The 18,636-nt window shown below is 66.0% G+C and carries 14 protein-coding genes; 2 read left to right on the top strand and 12 right to left on the bottom strand.

Going from position 1 to position 18,636, the window contains the following annotated elements; genetic code table 11:
- Window positions 1–8: 8 nt before the first annotated feature.
- The 12 genes from A3K89_RS13240 to A3K89_RS13295 all read right to left on the bottom strand — a co-directional run bounded on the left by A3K89_RS13240 (window position 9) and on the right by A3K89_RS13295 (window position 13,872).
- The gene (locus tag A3K89_RS13240; RefSeq protein WP_068426650.1) at window positions 9–1,790 is read right to left on the bottom strand and encodes a glycoside hydrolase family 15 protein; all 1,782 of its coding nucleotides are present in this window, start codon (window positions 1,788–1,790) and stop codon (window positions 9–11) included.
- Window positions 1,787–2,464, bottom strand: coding sequence for an HAD family hydrolase (locus A3K89_RS13245; RefSeq protein ID WP_068426652.1), 678 nt, complete (start codon window positions 2,462–2,464; stop codon window positions 1,787–1,789). The genes A3K89_RS13240 and A3K89_RS13245 overlap by 4 nt, the downstream gene beginning before the upstream one ends.
- Window positions 2,465–2,556: 92 nt before the next feature.
- Complete coding sequence (locus A3K89_RS13250; protein WP_068426653.1) at window positions 2,557–3,027, bottom strand: Dps family protein; 471 nt, start codon at window positions 3,025–3,027, stop codon at window positions 2,557–2,559.
- A 25-nt stretch (window positions 3,028–3,052) separates the two neighbouring features.
- A complete protein-coding gene (locus A3K89_RS13255) occupies window positions 3,053–4,567 on the bottom strand; it encodes a catalase (RefSeq protein ID WP_068426656.1) in 1,515 nt (504 codons plus the stop codon).
- Window positions 4,568–4,642: 75 nt separating this feature from the next.
- Window positions 4,643–5,116, bottom strand: a complete 474-nt coding sequence (locus A3K89_RS13260; RefSeq protein ID WP_068426659.1) for a Fur family transcriptional regulator — start codon at window positions 5,114–5,116, stop codon at window positions 4,643–4,645.
- 51 nt (window positions 5,117–5,167) lie between these two features.
- On the bottom strand, window positions 5,168–5,824 hold the full coding sequence (locus A3K89_RS13265; RefSeq protein ID WP_068426661.1) for an acetoacetate decarboxylase family protein: 657 nt from the start codon (window positions 5,822–5,824) through the stop codon (window positions 5,168–5,170).
- Window positions 5,812–7,512 (bottom strand): GMC oxidoreductase, encoded by a 1,701-nt coding sequence (locus A3K89_RS13270; protein ID WP_068426663.1) that lies wholly within the window; start codon window positions 7,510–7,512, stop codon window positions 5,812–5,814. The genes A3K89_RS13265 and A3K89_RS13270 overlap by 13 nt, the downstream gene beginning before the upstream one ends.
- A complete protein-coding gene (locus A3K89_RS13275; protein ID WP_068426665.1) occupies window positions 7,509–9,032 on the bottom strand; it encodes a flavin-containing monooxygenase in 1,524 nt (507 codons plus the stop codon). The genes A3K89_RS13270 and A3K89_RS13275 overlap by 4 nt, the downstream gene beginning before the upstream one ends.
- On the bottom strand, window positions 9,008–9,586 hold the full coding sequence (locus A3K89_RS13280; protein ID WP_068426668.1) for a TetR/AcrR family transcriptional regulator: 579 nt from the start codon (window positions 9,584–9,586) through the stop codon (window positions 9,008–9,010). The genes A3K89_RS13275 and A3K89_RS13280 overlap by 25 nt, the downstream gene beginning before the upstream one ends.
- A gap of 112 nt (window positions 9,587–9,698) precedes the next feature.
- Window positions 9,699–11,489, bottom strand: coding sequence for a multicopper oxidase family protein (locus tag A3K89_RS13285; protein ID WP_068426673.1), 1,791 nt, complete (start codon window positions 11,487–11,489; stop codon window positions 9,699–9,701).
- A gap of 98 nt (window positions 11,490–11,587) precedes the next feature.
- On the bottom strand, window positions 11,588–12,610 hold the full coding sequence (locus A3K89_RS13290) for an aspartate-semialdehyde dehydrogenase (protein ID WP_068426676.1): 1,023 nt from the start codon (window positions 12,608–12,610) through the stop codon (window positions 11,588–11,590).
- Window positions 12,607–13,872, bottom strand: a complete 1,266-nt coding sequence (locus A3K89_RS13295; protein WP_068426679.1) for an aspartate kinase — start codon at window positions 13,870–13,872, stop codon at window positions 12,607–12,609. Before A3K89_RS13295 ends, A3K89_RS13290 begins: the two co-directional genes overlap by 4 nt.
- Before the next feature lie 129 nt (window positions 13,873–14,001).
- Here A3K89_RS13295 and A3K89_RS13300 point away from each other — a divergent pair, with 129 nt between their 5' ends.
- Window positions 14,002–15,657: an FUSC family protein gene (locus tag A3K89_RS13300; RefSeq protein WP_157105320.1), complete on the top strand. Its 1,656-nt coding sequence runs from the start codon at window positions 14,002–14,004 to the stop codon at window positions 15,655–15,657.
- 224 nt (window positions 15,658–15,881) lie between these two features.
- Window positions 15,882–18,485: a LuxR C-terminal-related transcriptional regulator gene (locus A3K89_RS13305; protein WP_254303521.1), complete on the top strand. Its 2,604-nt coding sequence runs from the start codon at window positions 15,882–15,884 to the stop codon at window positions 18,483–18,485.
- The last annotated feature ends 151 nt before the right edge of the window (window positions 18,486–18,636 follow it).

The following is an 18,636-nucleotide window of genomic DNA, read 5'->3' on the forward strand; positions in this document are numbered from 1 at the left end:
AAAAGTAGCTAGTTCGAGGTTGCGTCGTGCTCGTGCGCGATGGTCAGCGCTGCGTTCACGAGTGCGAGGTGGCTGAGCCCTTGCGGGAAGTTACCCAGGAACGACCCATCCGAAGCATCGATCATCTCGCTGTACAGACCGACGTCGTTGGACAGCTCGACCAGCTGATCCATCAATGCCTTCGCCTCGTCGTCGCGGCCGACGCACGACAACGCGGACACTCGCCAGAACGCGCACGCGACGAAGGTGGCCTCTTCCTTGTCGACGCCGCTGTAGCGATAGAGCAGCGGGCCGACGCCGAGTTCGTCGCCGAGCGCGTCGATGGTCGACGACAGGCGTTCGCCGCGGTCGTAATTCATCTCTGCCGCAAGGAGGACGGATGCGTCGAGACTGTTCGAGCCCGGGTAGGCCATGTACGCCTGCCGTTCGTCCGACCAGCACTCGTTCTCGATGAAGTCTCGGATGCGTTCCTTCTCCGCCCGCCACCGGTCCGGCACGCCGGGGATCTGTCCCAGCTCGGCGAGGTGCACAGCGCAGTCGAGCGCCTGCCAGCATCCGAGCTTGGAGTTGGTGTAGTGGTGTTCCTCCTCGAGCTCCCAGATTCCCGCGTCGCGACGCTGCCAGGAGTCGCACGCCTCGTCGGCGATCGTCGCCAACAGGCGTCCGGTGTCGGCGTCGAGAATGTTGCCGCCGTCGACGTAGAGGCGAACGATGGAGAACAGATCACCGAATATGCCCAGCTGCAACTGGCCGGCTGCTCGGTTGCCGTTCACGACGGGTCCGATTCCGCGCCATCCGGGTATGTCCGGCTTCTCGGTTCCGCCAGGGGCGTCTCCGCCGAGGGTGTAGAACACGCCGACGAGGGGGTCGTTGGCACGAATCACCTTCAGCAGCCACGCGACCGCACCGTGCACTTCTTCGCGCATCCCGAATCTCAACATCGCGCGGATCGTGTACGCGGTGTCGCGCACCCAGGCATAGCGGTAGTCCCAGTTCTTGCCTCCGGTCCTGTTCTCCGGGAGCGACGTCGTCGCCGCAGCTGCGATGGCCCCGGACGGCGCGTGCAGCAACAGTTTCAGGGCGAGCGCACTGCGTTCGACGTGTTCGGTCCACGGCCCGTCGTAAGAGAATTCCTCGGACCAGACGCGCCAGTTGCCGATGGTCCGATCCACGCGCTCGGCGACCTTGACCGGTTCGGGCAGGTGCAGCGGCTCGTTCTCGGTTGCGACGAGCCCGACGAGATGCCGTGAGTCCGGCGAGGTGGTGAAAGTGCCTCCGACGCTCTGCGATTCGATCGTCACGTCGTCGGCGTTCAGTGTTCGCATCGCCATCGTCACGCCGTCCGCGCGGAGTACCGTCCCGTAGGCGGTGTCGTATGCCCACGGCGACGTCATTCCCATCATCGTGCCCGGAGCCGCGCGCCACCGCATCTCGACCGCTCCGTCGATCCCGTCGATCCGACGAGCCAGTTCGACCCACGGAAGACGTCCTGCCACACCGGTATTGAGCGAATCGAGGACGCGCACCGATCCGCTGCGAGTCGTGTAGATCGTCGACAACACGTTGGTGCCGTCGACGAAATCACGTTCGACGGTGAAGTCCTCCGCCGGCGCCAGCGCGAAGCAGCCGCCGTGCTCGGCATCGAGCAGGGCCGCGAACGGGGGAGGCGAATCGAGGTTGGGAAGTGGAAGCCAGTCGATTCGGCCGTCGTCGGCGATCATCGCGACGGTGCGCCCGTCCCCGATTGCCGCGTAGTTCTCGATGCCTGTGTAGCCCTGCTGACGACTCATGCGTCGATCAGTCTCCCGATGGGGCTGTCGCTCAACTTCTCGATCAGATCGGCGGGGTCGTCGTACACGTCTTCTGCTCCGGCAGCGCGCAATTCGGCGTCGGGGACACCACCGCACCGGACCGCGAGACATGTGACACCCGCCGCGCGAGACGCTTTCATGTCCCACACGCTGTCGCCGACCAGGATTGCGTTCTCGGCCGAAACCCCCGCGCGCTGCAACGCAACGTCGACGAGTTCCGGGCTCGGCTTCGCGTCCTCGGCATCCTCGGACGACGTCACCACGGACACGATGTCCTCGACATCGAGAAGGTCACGCAGTGTCGCGAGCTCCGATTCGGGTGCCGACGTCGCGAGCACGACGGTCAGTCCCTCGTCCTCGATCCGCTGCAGCAGTTCGCGCGCACCGGGAAGAATCTGCAGACGGCCGCTGGCCTCGCTGTAGTAGTCGCTGTGCAGGTCCTTCGCCTCGAGCGCCACGGCGCTGTCGGACGCCCCGACCAACGCTTCGAGCAGCTTGTCTCCGTCCATACCGATGCATCGGTGGATCCTCCAGGACGGTACGGCCATACCCGCGTCCGCGAACGCCCTCGACCACGTGTCGACGTGCACGTAGTTGGAGTCCACGAGTGTGCCGTCGATGTCGAACAGAACTGCGCCGGGACGTGAAGTCATGGCACCGAACTACCCACCGGTTTGTTCCACGAAACAAATCGACGAAGGGGACCCCTCGAACGAGGAGTCCCCTTCCAGCGTGAAACGACAGGTCAGACCTGCGCCTGCCACATCCAGTGCAGCTGCTCGAGGCGAGCGGTGATGGCGATGAGCAGGTCCTGCGTCACCGGATCCGCGGCCTCGGTGTCGGCGATGCGTCCACGCAGCCGATCGACGACGGCAGCCAGATTGTCGACGACGGCGGCGGTTACCTCGTCGTCCTTCGTCCATCCGGTGCCGAAGCCCTTGGTGCCTGCGGTTGCCGACACCGTCTCGGAGCGGCCGTCCGGACTGACACCGATCGCGGTGGCGCGCTCGGCTGCCTCGTCGGTGAAATCACGTGCCGCAGTGACCAACTCGTCGAGCGCGAGGTGCACGGATCGGAAGTTCTTTCCGATCACGTTCCAGTGCGCCTGCTTGGCGATGAGCGAGAGATCGATCAGGTCGACGACGGTGCCCTGCAAGGCATCTCCGGCAATTTTCTGCTGTCCGGCGTCGAGGGTGCTGGTGATGGGGTTGGTCATCTCTTACCTCCTGTTGGTGAGAGGATCATACTTTTTCGGCTTCGTCACCGGGGGTGGTAGGCGACTGGCTCGTGGTGGGGGCCGCGTCGGACTGCCCTGCGCGGACACCCTCCTCGACCTTCTTGCCGAGATCGGCGTCGACGTTCCGCCAGTATTCGAAGACCCGCTGCAGAACCGGCTCGGTCACTCCGTTGAGTGCGTGTCCGATGATGTTCGACGCCAGGCGTTCTCGTTGCGCGTCGTCCATGACCTCCCGAACGAGGATGCCCGCCTGGACGAAATCGCCGTCCCCGGGGTGTTCGACGTACCCGGTGCGCACGAACCGCGGTTCGAAGTCCCAGGATCCGTCGTTGCCGTACTTCGCGCTGTCGGCGTGAGGCCCGCCGTACGAGTTCGGCGCGTAGACCGGCGTCTCGGGAGAGTTGAACGCGTACCGCATCGACCCCTCCTTCGAGTAGGTGTTCACCGGCGACTTCGGCGCGTTGACCGGCAGCTGCGCGTAGTTGGTTCCGATGCGGTATCGGTGCGCGTCGGCGTAGGAGAAGATCCGGCCGAGCAGCATCTTGTCGGGGCTGGCAGCGATGCCGGGCACGAGGTTCGACGGCTCGAACGAGCTCTGCTCGATCTGTGCGTGGAAGTTCTCCGGGTTGCGGTTCAGCGTCAGCTTGCCGACCTTGATCTTCGGGTAGTCCTTCTGTGACCAGACCTTCGTCAGATCGAAGGGGTTGTACCGGTAGTTCTCCGCGTCGTCGTACGGCATGACCTGGATGTAGAAGTCCCAGCTCGGGAAGTTGCCTTCCTTGATGGCGCCGAACAGATCCTGACGGTGGTTGTCGGGCGACGTACCCGCCAGCTCGTCGGCCTTCGCCTGCGTCAGGTAGTCGATACCCTGGTTGGTCTTGAAGTGGAACTTGACCCAGAAACGCTCGTCCGATGCGTTGATGAACTGGTATGTGTGCGAACCGAATCCGTCCATGTGACGGTAGCTGCGCGGGATACCGCGATCACCCATCAGCCACGTCACCTGGTGCGCCGATTCGGGTGAGAGCGTCCAGAAGTCCCACTGCATGTTGTGGTCGCGCAGACCGGAGTCGGGCATGCGCTTCTGGCTTCGGATGAAGTCCTGGAACTTGATGGGGTCCTTGACGAAGAACACCGGCGTGTTGTTGCCGACGAGGTCCCAGTTGCCCTCGGTGGTGTAGAACTTGAGCGCGAAACCCCTTGGGTCACGCCAGGTGTCGGGGCTACCCTGCTCGCCTGCCACCGTCGAGAACCGTGCCAGCGCCTCGGTCGTCACACCCTTCTGCAGGGCCGCGGCCTTCGTGTACTGCGAGATGTCCTCGGTGATCTCGAGAACGCCGAACGCGCCCGAACCCTTGGCATGCACCACTCGCTCGGGCACACGCTCACGGTTGAACTGCGCCATCTTCTCGATCAGGTAGTGATCGTGGAGCAGAATCGGCCCCTGCGTGCCTGCGGTCAGCGACTGGTCGTCGCTGGGAACCGGAATGCCGGAGTTGGTGGTCGTGGGGTTGGTCATGTCTGCATGCCTCCTGGTCGGTTGGCTGGGCGCCTTCCGAGGGGCTGGCTCGGAAGGCAAGAACAGTGCATGGAACTACGGGGTACCGGTAACCGAAACGTTCGCTGCGGAAGCACGCGCTGCCGAGACACACTCGGAACACAGCCCCCAGAACACGATTTCGGCTTCCTCGACGACGAATCCCTGGGAATCCGACGGGTCGAGGCACGGCGCCGCGCCGATCGCGCAATCGACGTCGACCACTTTCTGACAACTTCTACACACGAGGTGGTGATGGTTGTCGCCTATCCGGGTCTCGTACAGCGCAGGAGATCCGGCCGGCTCGATGCGTCGCAACAGACCGGCTTTGACGCACGCGCGGAGCACGTCGTAGACCGCCTGCGTCGACACCGAACCGGTTTCGGCCCGTACCACCGCTGCCACGTCGTCGGCATCCGAATGCGGCCGGGCTGCGACTGCATTCAGGACTGCCACACGCGGACCGGTGACACGGAGACCGACGCTGCGCAGCAGCGCGGCCGGATCCGTGGTCACGTCGTCCTTGGGCATGCATTCGAGTATGCCGCTTATCTGGAATTAGTCAAGAAAGCGGGGAGCCTGCTAGTCCTCCGGGACCGTGACCAGGCGCGATGGGCCTGTCGTCATCTTCCCCGACACGATCTGCAGGCCCAGATGCGTGCCCGACTTCAGCCACGAGCCCAGCGTCGGGCCCTGCGCGTCGACCGTCACGCGGCACAGCCGCGCCTTGCCGGTCAGTCGGGAGCCCGCGATCAGGAACTCCTCGTCGACGGGTTGCGAGAACCCGATTCCGCCCTTCATCGGGAAAGTCGGGCCGCGTCCCGACGCCGTGGTGGCCACCGACCAGTCCGGCCCCTCGGCGCGCGACTCCCCCAGCACGTCACCGTCGAAATCAGCGAGAACCTTCGGCAGTTGCCAGTGCGTTCTGCCGCCGTGCACGGAGCGATCGGAGTCGACGGCGATGAACGGCACCGCCAACCGAGGAAGCTTCCCGTGCCCACCGCCCGGGCGTCGCAGCGTCGGGCTCGCGAGGATCTCGCGGTAGGGACCGACGGGCGAACTCGCGTAGTCCACGACCATCGCGACCGTCACCGGCAGCGACGCCTCGGGCAGCAGTTCTCGTCCCGCGGCGGTCGCACGATGCCACCAGATCGTCGCCCGAACTTCCGCAGGCCACGGCGGCGGCGGACTGTCGGGCCAGTCGCCGTGGTCGGCTTCGGACTCGATCACGCTCCACATGACGACCCTCCCTGCAGCAGTGGGAGTCTCAGCGCACCCGGTGCGGCAGCCGGCACGACGGGCCGCGTCGGCGCCGTCGGGGCGACCTCACGGTACGGCGTCCCGACGGCAGGACGCGCATCCTGCTCGCCCTTGTTCGGCCACAGCCCCATCGCACGCTCGGCCTGCGCCGTGATCGTCAGCGACGGATTGACACCGAGATTCGCACTGACCGCCGACCCGTCGACGACATGGAGCCCCTCGTAGCCGTACACGCGGTGGTAGGCGTCGACGACGCCACGCTCGGCGGAATCCCCGATCGCACACCCGCCCAGGAAATGGGCCGTCATCGGGATGTTCACGATCTCGGCGATCGACCCACCCGGATCACCGTCTATCTTGTCGGCGAGCAGTCGGATTGCCTCGTGGCCCTGCGGAATCCACTGCGGCGGCGGATCGCCCGCACCCGGTCGGCTCGTCAGACGCCGACCGAACCAGCCCTTCTTCGAGCCGAGTTCGAGCGAATTGTCGTCGGTCTGCATGACGAGTGCGATGACGGTACGTTCGGACCATCGGCGCACCGACAGGCTACGGACTGCGGCGCCGGGATGCCGCAGCGCGACGCCGAGCGTCTTGAGAATGCGCGGCGTCCTTCCGCCGCCGTCGCTCAGGACGGTCTGGAGAAGCCCGATTGCATTGCTGCCCTTGCCGTATCGCACCGGCTCGATGTGCGTGTGATCGTCGGGATGGAACGACGACGTGATCGCCACACCCTCGGTGTAGTCGACGTCGCGTTCGCGCGCGGTTGCAGCGAGCACAGCCTCGGAGTTGGTGCGGACGAGGCTGCCGATGCGATCGGACAGACGCGGCAGCTGACCCGTTTCCTTCATGGCCAACAAGAGCTTCTGCGTGCCGTAGGTGCCGGCCGCGAACACGACCTGGTCGGCCGTCAGTACCTTCTCCGCTCGACGCACCTTGCCACCGGTACGACGCGTCACGACCTCGTAACCGCCGTTCGCTGCCGGCCTGACGGCGGTGACCGTCGTCAGCGGATGCACCTCTGCCCCAGCTTGTTCGGCGAGGTAGAGATAATTTTTGACGAGCGTGTTCTTCGCGCCGACGCGGCATCCCGTCATGCACGAACCGCACTCGGTGCACCCGGTCCGCGTCGGGCCGACACCGCCGAAGAACGGATCGGGGGACGTCTTGCCCGCGTCGCCGAAGAACACACCGACCGGCGTGCTGGTGAACGTCTCGCCGACGCCCATGTCTTCGGCCACCTCTTTCATGACCTTGTCCGACCGCGTGATCGTCGGATTGGTCGTGACGCCCAACATTCGCTTGGCCTGGTCGTAGTACGGCGCCAGTTCGCGCTGCCAGTCGGTGATGTGGCCCCACTGCGGGTCCTCGAAGAACCGTTTCGGCGGCTGGTACAGCGTGTTCGCGTAGTTCAGCGAACCGCCGCCGACGCCGGCTCCCGCCATGACGAGCACATCCGGCAGCAGGTGGATCCGCTGCACGCCGTAGCAGCCGAGGGCGGGCGCCCAGAGGTACTTCCGCAGACGCCAGCTGGTTTTCGGCAACTCGTCGTCGGCGAACCGTCGGCCCGATTCGAGAACGCCGACACGATAGCCCTTCTCGGTCGCACGCAGCGCCGCGACGCTTCCGCCGAAGCCGGATCCGATGATCAGAACGTCGTAATCGCTCATACCGTCGCACCTTTCGAGGCGGGGATCGTTGTGTACTCGTCGACGTCGAACGTGCGGGTCGAATTGCGGAAGGTGAACGTGTAGGTCGGCCACATCACCGGGTTACGGCCCTCCGAGTCGAGGTACCAGCTCGAGCACCCGCCCGCATTCCACACGGTTCCGGACAGTGAGTCGTGAATCCACGAGTTGTACTGCGCCTGCGACTGTTTCATGACGTCGATGACCGCGATGTCGTGGCGACGCATCTGCTGCAGCGCCGACACCAGGTAGTTGGCCTGAGACTCGAGCATGTAGACGATGGAGCTGTGTCCCAGGTTGGTGTTGGGTCCGTACATGAGGAACAGGTTCGGGAACCCATGCACGGTCGTTCCGCGGTAGGCATTCGGGCTGCCACCCCAGACCTCGGCGAGCGTACGGCCGTCGACGCCTCGAAGCGTGTGCGACACAGGCGGTTCGGTCGGAGTGAACCCGGTCGCGAAGATGATGGTGTCGACGTCGTACTCGTTGCCTCGGGCGTCGGTCACCGAGTTCTCCCCGATGGCGGCGAGGCCACTGTCGACGAGGTCGACGTCGTCGCGGTCCAGCGTCGACAGCCAATCGTTGGACAGCAGCATACGTTTGCAGCCGATCATGAAGTCCGGTGTCAGCGCGGCGCGTTTGACCGGGTTCTTGACCTGCCTGCGCAGATGCATCTTGGCGACGTTCGAGACCAGCGGAAGGATGCCCGGGTGGTGCGCCAGGGCGCTGACGTAGGCCTCGCGATAGCCGTAGATCGCGCCGCGAACCGCCTTCTGCGTTGCCGGGAAGCGTCGGTACAGCGCCTTTTCCAGCCTGCCGAGCGTACGGTCCAGACGCGGGACGACCCACGCGGGCGTGCGCTGGAACACCGTGAGACGCTGAGTGCGATCGACGATTTCGGGCACGAACTGCACCGCCGACGCCCCGGTGCCGATCACCGCGACACGGCGACCCGTCAGATCGTGCTCGTGATTCCATGTCGCCGAATGGAACATCGTGCCGGTGAACTTCTCGATGCCGGGCACGTTCGGGAATTTGGGTGTCGACAGTGCGCCTGTGGCGGCGACGAGAACCGTGGCCGTGACCGTGCCGTGCGACGTTTCCGCGGTCCACCGCTGCGTAACCGAATCCCATGTCGCCGACAGCAGTTCACATCCCGTGACGATGCGTCGCCGCAGTCCCAGCGAGTCGACGACGCCGCGCAGGTACCGGTAGATCTCCGGCTGACGGGCGAACGTGTGGGTCCAGTCGGGGCTCGGAGCAAACGAGAACGAGTACAACGACGTCGGCACATCGCACGCGCACCCCGGATAGGTGTTGTCGCGCCACGTACCACCGACGTCGTCGGCACGCTCGATGACGAGGATGTCCGCGCTCGGGTCGTCGTCGAGAATTCGTGCTGCAGCGGCTATTCCGGCGAATCCGGCACCCACGACGAGTACCTGGACCGACTCCGGCAACGTTCCTTCGATTGCAGTCACTGCATCACCTTGTCTTCCCATGCCGGCAGAAGCCGGGCACGTAGAGTGGCGTCGGATTCGGGGGTTCGGAACAGAGCGGACACGGCAAGTCCGCGGGCCAGCTCGACACTGAGCTCGATCGATTCCCGGGTCATACGGCTGCCCATGATCGCTGTCGCGCCGCCCATGATGGCGTCGGAGACGCGGCGTTCGAGCGGCACCATGGCCGCGTGCAACGCGGGATCGGTTCGCGCTGCGACCCACAGTTCGAGCGCCGCGTAGAACAGCGGGCCGGAGAACGCGTCGCTCAGTACCTCGAGGCCGCGTTCAGGATCCGGTTCGGTCGCGAGAATTTCGGCGAGTCGCTTGTCGACGAGGTGGCCGACCGCGGCGGTGACCAGCGCTTCCTTCGTCGGAAAGTGGTGCAGTTGAGCGCCGCGGGACACGCCTGCGCGTCGGGCGATCTCCTGGGTGCTGGTCTTCGCGAAGCCCAGCTCGACGAGGCAGTCGATCGCCGCGTCGAGCAACTTGGCCTGCGTGCCTGCCGCGCGTTCCGCCTGGGTGCGCCGCGGAGGCGCTTCGGTGCTGTGGGTCACAGAAACGACGATAACGCGAAAACAACAAACAGTCCAGACTGCTTTTTAGTGCGGCTGCGCCACCCGTGCGCGGATAGTTGGCCCAGGGTGCAACCAAGCACGCACGGGTGCGTCAGCGCACGACCCGAAAGCGCTGCATCATCTCGTGGTCCTCGTGGTCCAGCATGTGGCAGTGCCACATGTAGCCCTGCAACTCAGCGTCTCCGCTCGAATGGCCGCCCATGTCGTGCCCACTCATCTCGTGCCCACCCGCCAGCGCGGAAAACGTTGCGTCCGGGTCGAACCCGAGCTCGCCGGCGGTCGGGAAGCGCACCAGTATCCGCGTCACCGTGCCCGGATACGTGTTGACAGTGTCCTTCGCACCCGCCTCCCATGCCGCAGGTGGCGCCAGCGGACCCGTCATGTATCGCTCGACGTCGGGCGCCCACCTGACGCCGACGTTCGGTCGCGGATTGTCCCGGGTGTACGCGTTCAGGTCGATCGGCGCCCTGCCCACCGTCCGGAAGTGCACCAGATGCAGGTGGATCGGATGCGGCTCGACCGTCGTGTTGACGATGTTCCACTGTTCGACGGTGCCCTGAGCAGGCATTTCGATGTCCGGCGAGTCGTAGAACAGGTTGTTCAAGTTCATCATCGGCGTCTCGAGCGACAACCCGGTCGACGGTTGATTGACGGTCACCGTGCGCTGCACCGTCGGCGTCGGAGGTGGCGGCAGCAGCGCCGGTTGCCCCTTGCCGCCGCGGTACATCGTCAAGACGTCGCCGACGAATCCTCGTCCGGACGCCACCCTGAACTGACAGAACAGCGGCATCGGAACCGCACCCAGCGACGCGGCCTGCGCGGGCGGCGGCTCGTCGTTGCGCAGCTCGACGACCTCGCCCGGCTGCAGAGCTCCGAAATCCACGAGCACGTCGACGCGTTCCGCCGGCGCCAGTCGGACGCTGTCGGTCAGGACGGGCGCGTCGAGCAATCCGGCATCGTTTCCGATCACCCAGAACCGAAGCCTGTTGGACAGGAACAGATTCCACACCGAGTACGACCCGGCGTTGACGATCCGCAACCTGTACAACCCGCGCGCGACTTCCACCGTCGGCCAGATCTTTCCGTTGACGACGCCGACGTCTCCGGCGCCGCCGCCTTCCCATCTCCCCTGTGGCACAGTGACGTTGGTTCGAATGCTCATGCTCCCGTCGGGATTCATGATCTTTTCCTGCAGTATCAGAGGTATCTCGAACTCACCCGACGGCAACCCGAGCGCATTGTCCGGCCCGCCGGTGTCGTATCGGTCTCGAACGAGATGCATGCCCGCGAGACCGGCGTAGACGTTGATGCGCGTGATCGACATCGCGTGATCGTGGTACCACAGTCCGGCCGCCTCGTTCAGCCCCGGAAAGCTCTGTGTCAGCGATACTCCCGGATAGACCAACATCTCGGAGTGTCCGTCGCTGGCAGGCGGGGTGATGCTGCCGTGCAGGTGCAGCGACGTCGGCGTCATGTGTCGGTCGTGCTCGCTCATCGCGTGCAGCGACATATCCATGTCCGCGGCAAGCGGATTGCCCTGCGTCGTGTTGGTGTACTGCAGCGTCCAGGGCTGCCCTTGGACACTCTCGACGGTCGGGCCCAGATAGTCGAGTCCGCCGTACCCGAAGGTCGGGGCCGGCGGCAGATCGGCATGGAAGGAGTGGGCGCTGCTGTGCGCGTCGAGTGCGAGAGTCGTCCCGCTGACGACGGGGAGCCGGGGCAGCTCGTCGGCGAAGGGCCGCAGCGGCGGGGAATGGAACAGCAGCGGGCTGTGGCCGCCGAAGATGTCCTGAGCTCCGGCACTTCGAACGGCCGGGACCAGTGCCGCGGCAGTGCCGAACGCGGCCAGGCGGAGAGCAGTTCTGCGCGAAATTCCGTCCACACGCACCCCCTATGGCGACCACAGTAGGCGCCTGGCGGCGCTCGTGAGCAGAAATGCGTAGCCCACTACACATTTCTGCTCACGAGCGGCGAAGCCGCCTAGACCAGCAGCTCCGCGATCTGAATGGTGTTCAGAGCAGCACCCTTGCGCAGGTTGTCGCCGGAAACGAAGAGCGCGAGTCCGCGGCCCTCGGGGACACCCGGGTCCTGACGGATTCGGCCGACGAGCGACGCATCCTTGCCCGCAGCCTCGAGCGGCGTCGGAACGTCGACGAGAGAAACACCGGGCGCCGACGCCAGCAGCTCGCGCGCACGCTCGACCGACAGCGGGCTGCCGAACTCCGCGTTGATCGACAGCGAGTGGCCGGTGAAGACCGGGACACGCACACACGTTCCGCTGACCAGCAGGTCGGGCAACCCGAGAATTTTGCGCGACTCGTTGCGCAGCTTCTGGTCCTCGTCGGTCTCGCCGCTGCCGTCGTCGACGAGCGATCCTGCCAACGGCAGGACGTTGAACGCGATCGGCGCGACGTACTTGTTCGGTGCCGGGAAGTCGACGGCGCTTCCGTCGTGCACCAGCTTCTCCGCGTCACCGATGACGGCACGTGCCTGCGTCGCGAGTTCCTCGACGCCTGCGAGTCCGCTACCGGAGACGGCCTGGTAGCTGGAGACGATCAGACGCTGCAGACCCGCCTCGTCGTGCAGCACCTTGAGCACCGGCATCGCGGCCATCGTGGTGCAGTTCGGGTTGGCGATGATGCCCTTGGGCGGGTTCTTCGCGTCCTGCGGGTTGACTTCGCTGACGACGAGGGGAACCTCGGGATCCTTGCGGAAGGCCGACGAGTTGTCGATGACGACGGCGCCTGCCTCGGCGAAGCGCGGTGCCTGCTCGCGAGACAGCGTGGCGCCCGCCGAGAACAGAGCGATGTCGATGCCGCTGAGGTCCGCGGTCGACGCGTCCTCGACGATGATCTCCTCGCCGCGGAACGGCAGCTTCTTGCCCGCCGAACGCGCCGACGCGAAGAAACGCACGGTGTCGGCCGGAAAGTTGCGCTCCTCCAACAGGGTGCGCATGACGGCACCGACCTGGCCGGTCGCGCCTACGACTGCAACTACTGTCATCGTCCTGTACCTCCGTGTACGACGGCTTCTTCCTCGGCGCCGAGATCGAATGCCTCGTGCAGTACGCGGACTGCGTCGTCGAGCTGAGTATCGCTGACCAGCACGGAGATTCGGATCTCCGACGTGCTGATGAGATCGATGTTGACGCCTGCGGCGGCGAGCGACTCGCAGAACGTCGCGGTGACGCCGGGGTGGCTCTTCATGCCTGCGCCGACGAGCGACACCTTGCCGATGTGATCGTCGTAGAGCACCTGCGCGAAGCCGATCTCGGACTGCAGCTTCGTCAGCTTCTCGACGGCCGTGGGGCCGTCGGCCTTCGGGCAGGTGAAGGTGATGTCGGTCTTGCCGGTGTCGACCTTGGAGACACCCTGCAGCACCATGTCGATGTTGATCTCGGAGTCGGCGACGGCACGGAAGATCTTGGCCGCGTAGCCCGGGGAGTCCGGGATGCCGACGACGGTGACCTTGGCTTCGCTTCGATCGTGCGCGACGCCGGTGAGAATGGCTTCTTCCACTGGAATGTCCTCCATAGATCCGGAAACGACGGTTCCGGGTTTCGTGGTGTACGACGAGCGAACGTGTACGGGAACGTTGTATCGACGCGCGTACTCGACGCAGCGCAGCATGAGCACCTTCGCTCCGCACGCGGCCATCTCCAGCATCTCCTCGAACGAGACGGTGTCGAGATGGCGAGCGTTGGGAACGATGCGCGGATCGGCGGTGAAGATCCCGTCGACGTCGGTGTAGATCTCGCAGACGTCGGCGTTCAACGCCGCGGCCAGGGCAACGGCCGTCGTGTCCGAGCCGCCGCGTCCGAGCGTCGTGACGTCCTTGCTGTCCTGGCTGACGCCCTGGAAGCCGGCGACGAGCACGATCGATCCCTCGTCGAGCGCGTCGCGGACGCGGCCCGGGGTGACGTCGATGATCTTGGCATTGCCGTGCACGCTGGTGGTGACGACGCCCGCCTGGGAGCCGGTGAAGGATCGCGCTTCGGCGCCGAGCGAATGGATCGCCATGGCGACGAGGGCGTTGGAGATGCGCTCACCCGACGTCAGCAGCATGTCCATCTCGCGCGCCGGGGGCGCCGGGCAGACCTGTTCGGCCAGGTCGAGGAGTTCGTCGGTGGTATCACCCATGGCGGAGACGACGACTACGACGTCGTTGCCCGCCTTCTTGGTCTCGACGATTCGTTCAGCAACGCGTCGGATGCGTTCGGCGGTAGCCACCGACGATCCACCGTACTTCTGGACGATGAGAGCCACGCGTGTGTACCTCCGCTGTTATCGCTGGTTCAAGGCAGTGATCGACGAACACCTTACCGGTGGGCGTGCCGAGGGTGACGGTCGCTACCTGGGACATCCCTGTTCGCCTGGGCTCTAGCATGTGTTCGAGTGAACGGTCTGACACTGCCTCCGCGGCCCAGTGCGCGGCGCATGCTGTTCGGTCTGCCGTCGGCCGGACGCAAATGGCCGGGTGGCGTCAGGGCCGCGGTGGCCTTCGGGATTCCGGCGTCGATCGCGTGGCTTCTCGGTCACCAGGACGCGGTACTTCTGGTCGTCGCCGGGAGCTTCGCGGTGATCTACGGCGAGGGGAAACCGTATCGAGCCAGGTGGCGGGTCGTGTCGACGGCGGGAGCCGCGCTGGTCACGTCGGTGTTCGTCGGCGCGTCCGCCGGAACGGTCGAGGTCGCTATGGTTCCGGTTCTCGTGCTGTCGCTCGTCGCAGCGATCGCCGTCTACGTCGTGGCTGCGCTGCGCATCGGGATCCCGGGCGCATTCTTCTTCGTCCTGGTGTGCGCGGTGTCGTCGTATCTCCCGAGCGCCCACATATCGCCGACGACGGCCGCAGCCTGGGCCGCGGCAGGTGCCGTCACCGCCGCCGTCGTCTCGATGACGGCCATGCTGTGGTCACCTCGTGCGCCCGAGCGCCAGGCCGTCGCGGCGGCAGTCACCGCCGTCGACAGTTACCTGGAGGATCCGAGCGCCAGAAGAATCGCCGGCTCGCGGTTGCACGCGGCCTGGAAAGCGGTCTACGACGCCGGTCTCCCCGGCCGATCGCCGCGACCCGCCCTCGTCGAGACGTTGTTCGACGCCCAACACCGCTTCGCCGCGGCGATGCGAACGGGTGACGACCTCGAGCCGGTGAGCGACACACTCCCGCTCGACCGCCCGAGCGTCCGCTACCGGCTTGCACGGTCGCTCGACCGTCGATCTCACGCCGTCGCCACGTCGGTCCGCGTGTTCGGCGCCGCCGTCGTCGCCGGTGGATCGGCCGTCGCGCTGGGATTGCCGAGGCCGGACTGGGCGGTACTCGGCGCTGTTCTCGTTCTTCAGCAAGGTCCGGACAGGATCCACGGCAGCTACCGCGGTCTGCTGCGGTTGGGTGGCACCGTGCTCGGCGTCGCGGTGTTCGCCGGGCTGCAACTCGCGCCGGTTCACGGCGCCGGGGTCATCCTGGTCGTGATGGCACTGCAGTTCTTCATCGAGGTGTCGGTGCCTCGCAACTACGGCCTCGCCGTCGTGTTCATCACGCCGCTCGCACTGACGATCGGCACGCTGTCGCACCCGGACTTCTCGACCGGTGCCGTCGTCGTGGACCGAATCGTCGAGACGTTCCTGGGCGTCGCCGTCGCGTTCGCCGCGCTGTGGGGAGCGCAGAGACATGCTTTCCGACGCGCACTCGGGTGGTCCGACGGGCGGGTGCTCGAACTGTCCCGCCGTCTCACGCAGTGCCTGTCGACGTCACGTCCGTCGGATCCGGTGTGCATGGAACTTCGCCGCGATCTGCAGTTCGAATTGATCAACTCGGCGCTCGCGGGGGCGGAGGCCGCGCACAACGACCGTCGCTGGACGGAAGCGCGGTGGGGACGGCACGTCGAGGTCGATCGCCTCGGGTACGAATTGCTCGCCCATTGCGCGGTAGGGTCGGAAGACGTCCCGGGCGTCGCATCGGACGACTGGCTCACCAGAATCGACGATCTCGACTCCACCCGGAAACAGCACGAGCGGTTTGATCGAGGCCGGGAATCGAAACCTCCGGGTCGGTAAAGCGTACGTTTCCCGACGGCCACTCCCACCCGACGGCTCGAAACAATCGGCGCCGGAAGACCTTCTCGGTTCACCGACCCGAATCCGACTGAACGGTAATACTATTGGCGGGTCCGCCAACGAGGTACGGACCAAGCTCACCGTGTCGGGCCATCGGCACTCCATCGGCCCGCGTGCGCCATACCGTCGGGAGGGTCGATCGGATGACCGCGTTGCCTTGTGCTGTGCCGCATCTACGATGCCGGGTCCCCGCGCGTCCCGGGGCCACCATCCGTCGCGGCCGGCTGATCGAGTCACTGGACGTCGCAGTCGCGGAGCCGGGCACAGTCACGTTGCTCACGGCCCCAGCGGGTTCCGGCAAGACGACGCTGCTCGTCGACTGGTTGGCCGATGCTCCCGCCGCGACGGACACGGCCGTCGCGTGGGTGTCCGTCGACGAGACGGACAATTCGCTCGCGACTCTTCGATCGTGCGTGGTGTCGGCGTTGATGCAGAGCGGATCGAGTCGGGTCGCCGATGCCGTTGCGGAACTACCCGCACCGGGCGAACCCGGGTACGACGACTTCAGCGCACTGCTGTTCGCTGCGCTCGACGGCGTCGACGTCCCGGTCGTGCTCGTTCTCGACGACGCGCATCTTCTGCACGACCCCGACGTTCTCGTCGCACTGGGCAACTTCCTGCACTGGCCGCCCCGCGGACTGCGCACGGTCGTCGCGGGCCGATACGAACCGCCACTCGCTCTGCAGAAGCTCAGACTCGACGGACGTGTGCGCGACATCGGTTCGGTCGACATCGCCTTCACGAGAGCCGAAGCCGACACGATGTTCGCGGATGCAGGAATTCTTCTGAGCAGCAATGCTTTCGACGCAGTGATCGAACGAACGCAGGGATGGGCAGCCGGCCTGCGGATGGCCGCGATGACACTCGCCGACAGCCCCGACCCCGGTTCGACGGTCGATCGGTTCACCGGCTCGCAGCACAGCGTCGCGGACTATCTCGTCAGCGAGGTTCTCGAAGGCCTGACGCCAGCGGTCCGCCGGTTCCTCGTCGAGACATCGGTTCCCGCGTGGTTCACCGTCGATCTCGCGGAACGACTGACCGGCAGCCTCGAGGTCCGGCAGACACTGGACATGCTGTTGGCACGCAACTTCCTCATCGAGGAGACTCCGGGGCCGACACCGACCTATCGCTATCACCCCCTCATGCGCGAGTACCTGCGCGCGGAGATGTATCGATGGGGCGTCGAACAGGTCAGGAATCTCGAAACCGTTGCATCACAATGGTTCACGGCGTCGAAACAGCCACTGCAGGCACTGGAACACAGCATGCATTCGGGCGACGGGCCCGCGGTCGTCGCGACGTTGACGACGTCCGGGCTCGATCTCGTCCTCGAAGGGCATTCCGACGTCATCCTGCAAGCCCTCGAGCACGGGCCACGCGCCGTCGCGGAATCAGCGTACGGTCGATTGCTCGGTGCCGCAGCACATTTGACGGTCGGTGACACCGCGCCTGCGATGTCGACCCTCGCGGCACTTCGCGGCCAGGCCACCGACGGCCGCGTCGACGACCGTTCGGAGCTGCTGCATCGCACTCTCGAGGTGCAGGCGGCGATGCAGACCGGGAACATCGGTGCTGCACTCGACAAGCTCGAAATACTCGACATCGGCCGGGCGGACGACCCAGGGCTCGACGCCTTCACACTGGCGACCGCGGGCATCGCGCGGATGTATCTCGACCGAACGACCGAGGCCCGGAAGCTGTTGTCCGACGCCACCGCCAACGCCCGCGCGGGCCGGCTGCACCGGACTGCACTGATGTGCATGACCGCTGCGGCCGCCGTCGAACTGCTGGGGGGCCACCTCGACGACGCGCTGCGGGGCTCCCGCGCCGCCGTCGACCACGCACGCCGTCATGCGATCGGTGACACCGAGATCGCCGACGCCGCACTGTCGCTCGCGGCCGTCGTCGCGCATCTGCGGATGGACGCCGTCACACATTCGACGACGCTGTGGGCCTCCATCGGTTTCGCGACGGAACCTGCTGTCGCCGAGTACGGTCGCCGTGCCGCGAGTGCGCTCGGAACCCGTACCGATGCGCACGGAGTCCCGAAGGTCGGACGGGAATGGATCGAGTACGAACGGCCCGTCATTCCGGGACTCGAAGCACTACTCGTTCCGGTCGTGCAGCAGAAGTACTTCGCGGCGGGCGAGTCGCTGTGGGCCACAGAACTCGTCGGTGTGACGTCGAGGCGGCTCGGCCGGACCGGCGAGATCTCTCTCCTCGCCGCCGACGTCCATCGCCGTGCGGGCCGACTCGATGCTGCCGAATCCGAACTCGCCGCGGTCGTCGACGGCTCGCGACGATGCGTCAGTCCCGTCACGCTGATCCGAGCACTGCTCGCGGCGTCGTCGATCGCGCTCACCCGCCGCAATCCGACGAAGTCGTTCCAGCTCGCCACGCGCGCGCTCGCGCTGGCGGAGCCGGAACGGATTCTGCGCCCGTTCGCCGAGGCCGGGCAGAACGTGCGCGACGTCCTGACGCGTAACCACGGCCGGTTCGGTCGGCTCGAAGCGTTCGCCGACGCGGCCCGCACCGCCATTCCGCACCGGCACCCCGACGTCGAACCCCGGTCGTCGACGACGCTCACTCCGCGCGAACTCGAACTCCTGCGGGAGCTGCCGTCGTGGCGAACCGCCGAGCAGATAGCGTCGGACCACTTCGTCTCGGTCAACACCATCAAGACGCACCTACGCGGCATCTATCGCAAGCTCGAGGTGCGGTCGCGGCGGGACGCGATCGCTGCTGCGCACGAGCTGGGTTTGCTGTAGCTCGTGCGCGCGAATGTAGGCGGTCTCAAGCGGTCATCGCAACGAGCGTCTTGTCGTATGCCTTCAGAGGAGTATCCCATCCGAGGGTCCTACGGGGACGGTTGTTGAGTAGGTCCTCGACCTCGGCGAGCCGTTCTGGGGAGTGAACGGA

This window comes from Rhodococcoides kyotonense (assembly GCF_001645385.1).
Lineage (GTDB): Bacteria > Actinomycetota > Actinomycetes > Mycobacteriales > Mycobacteriaceae > Rhodococcoides > Rhodococcoides kyotonensis_B.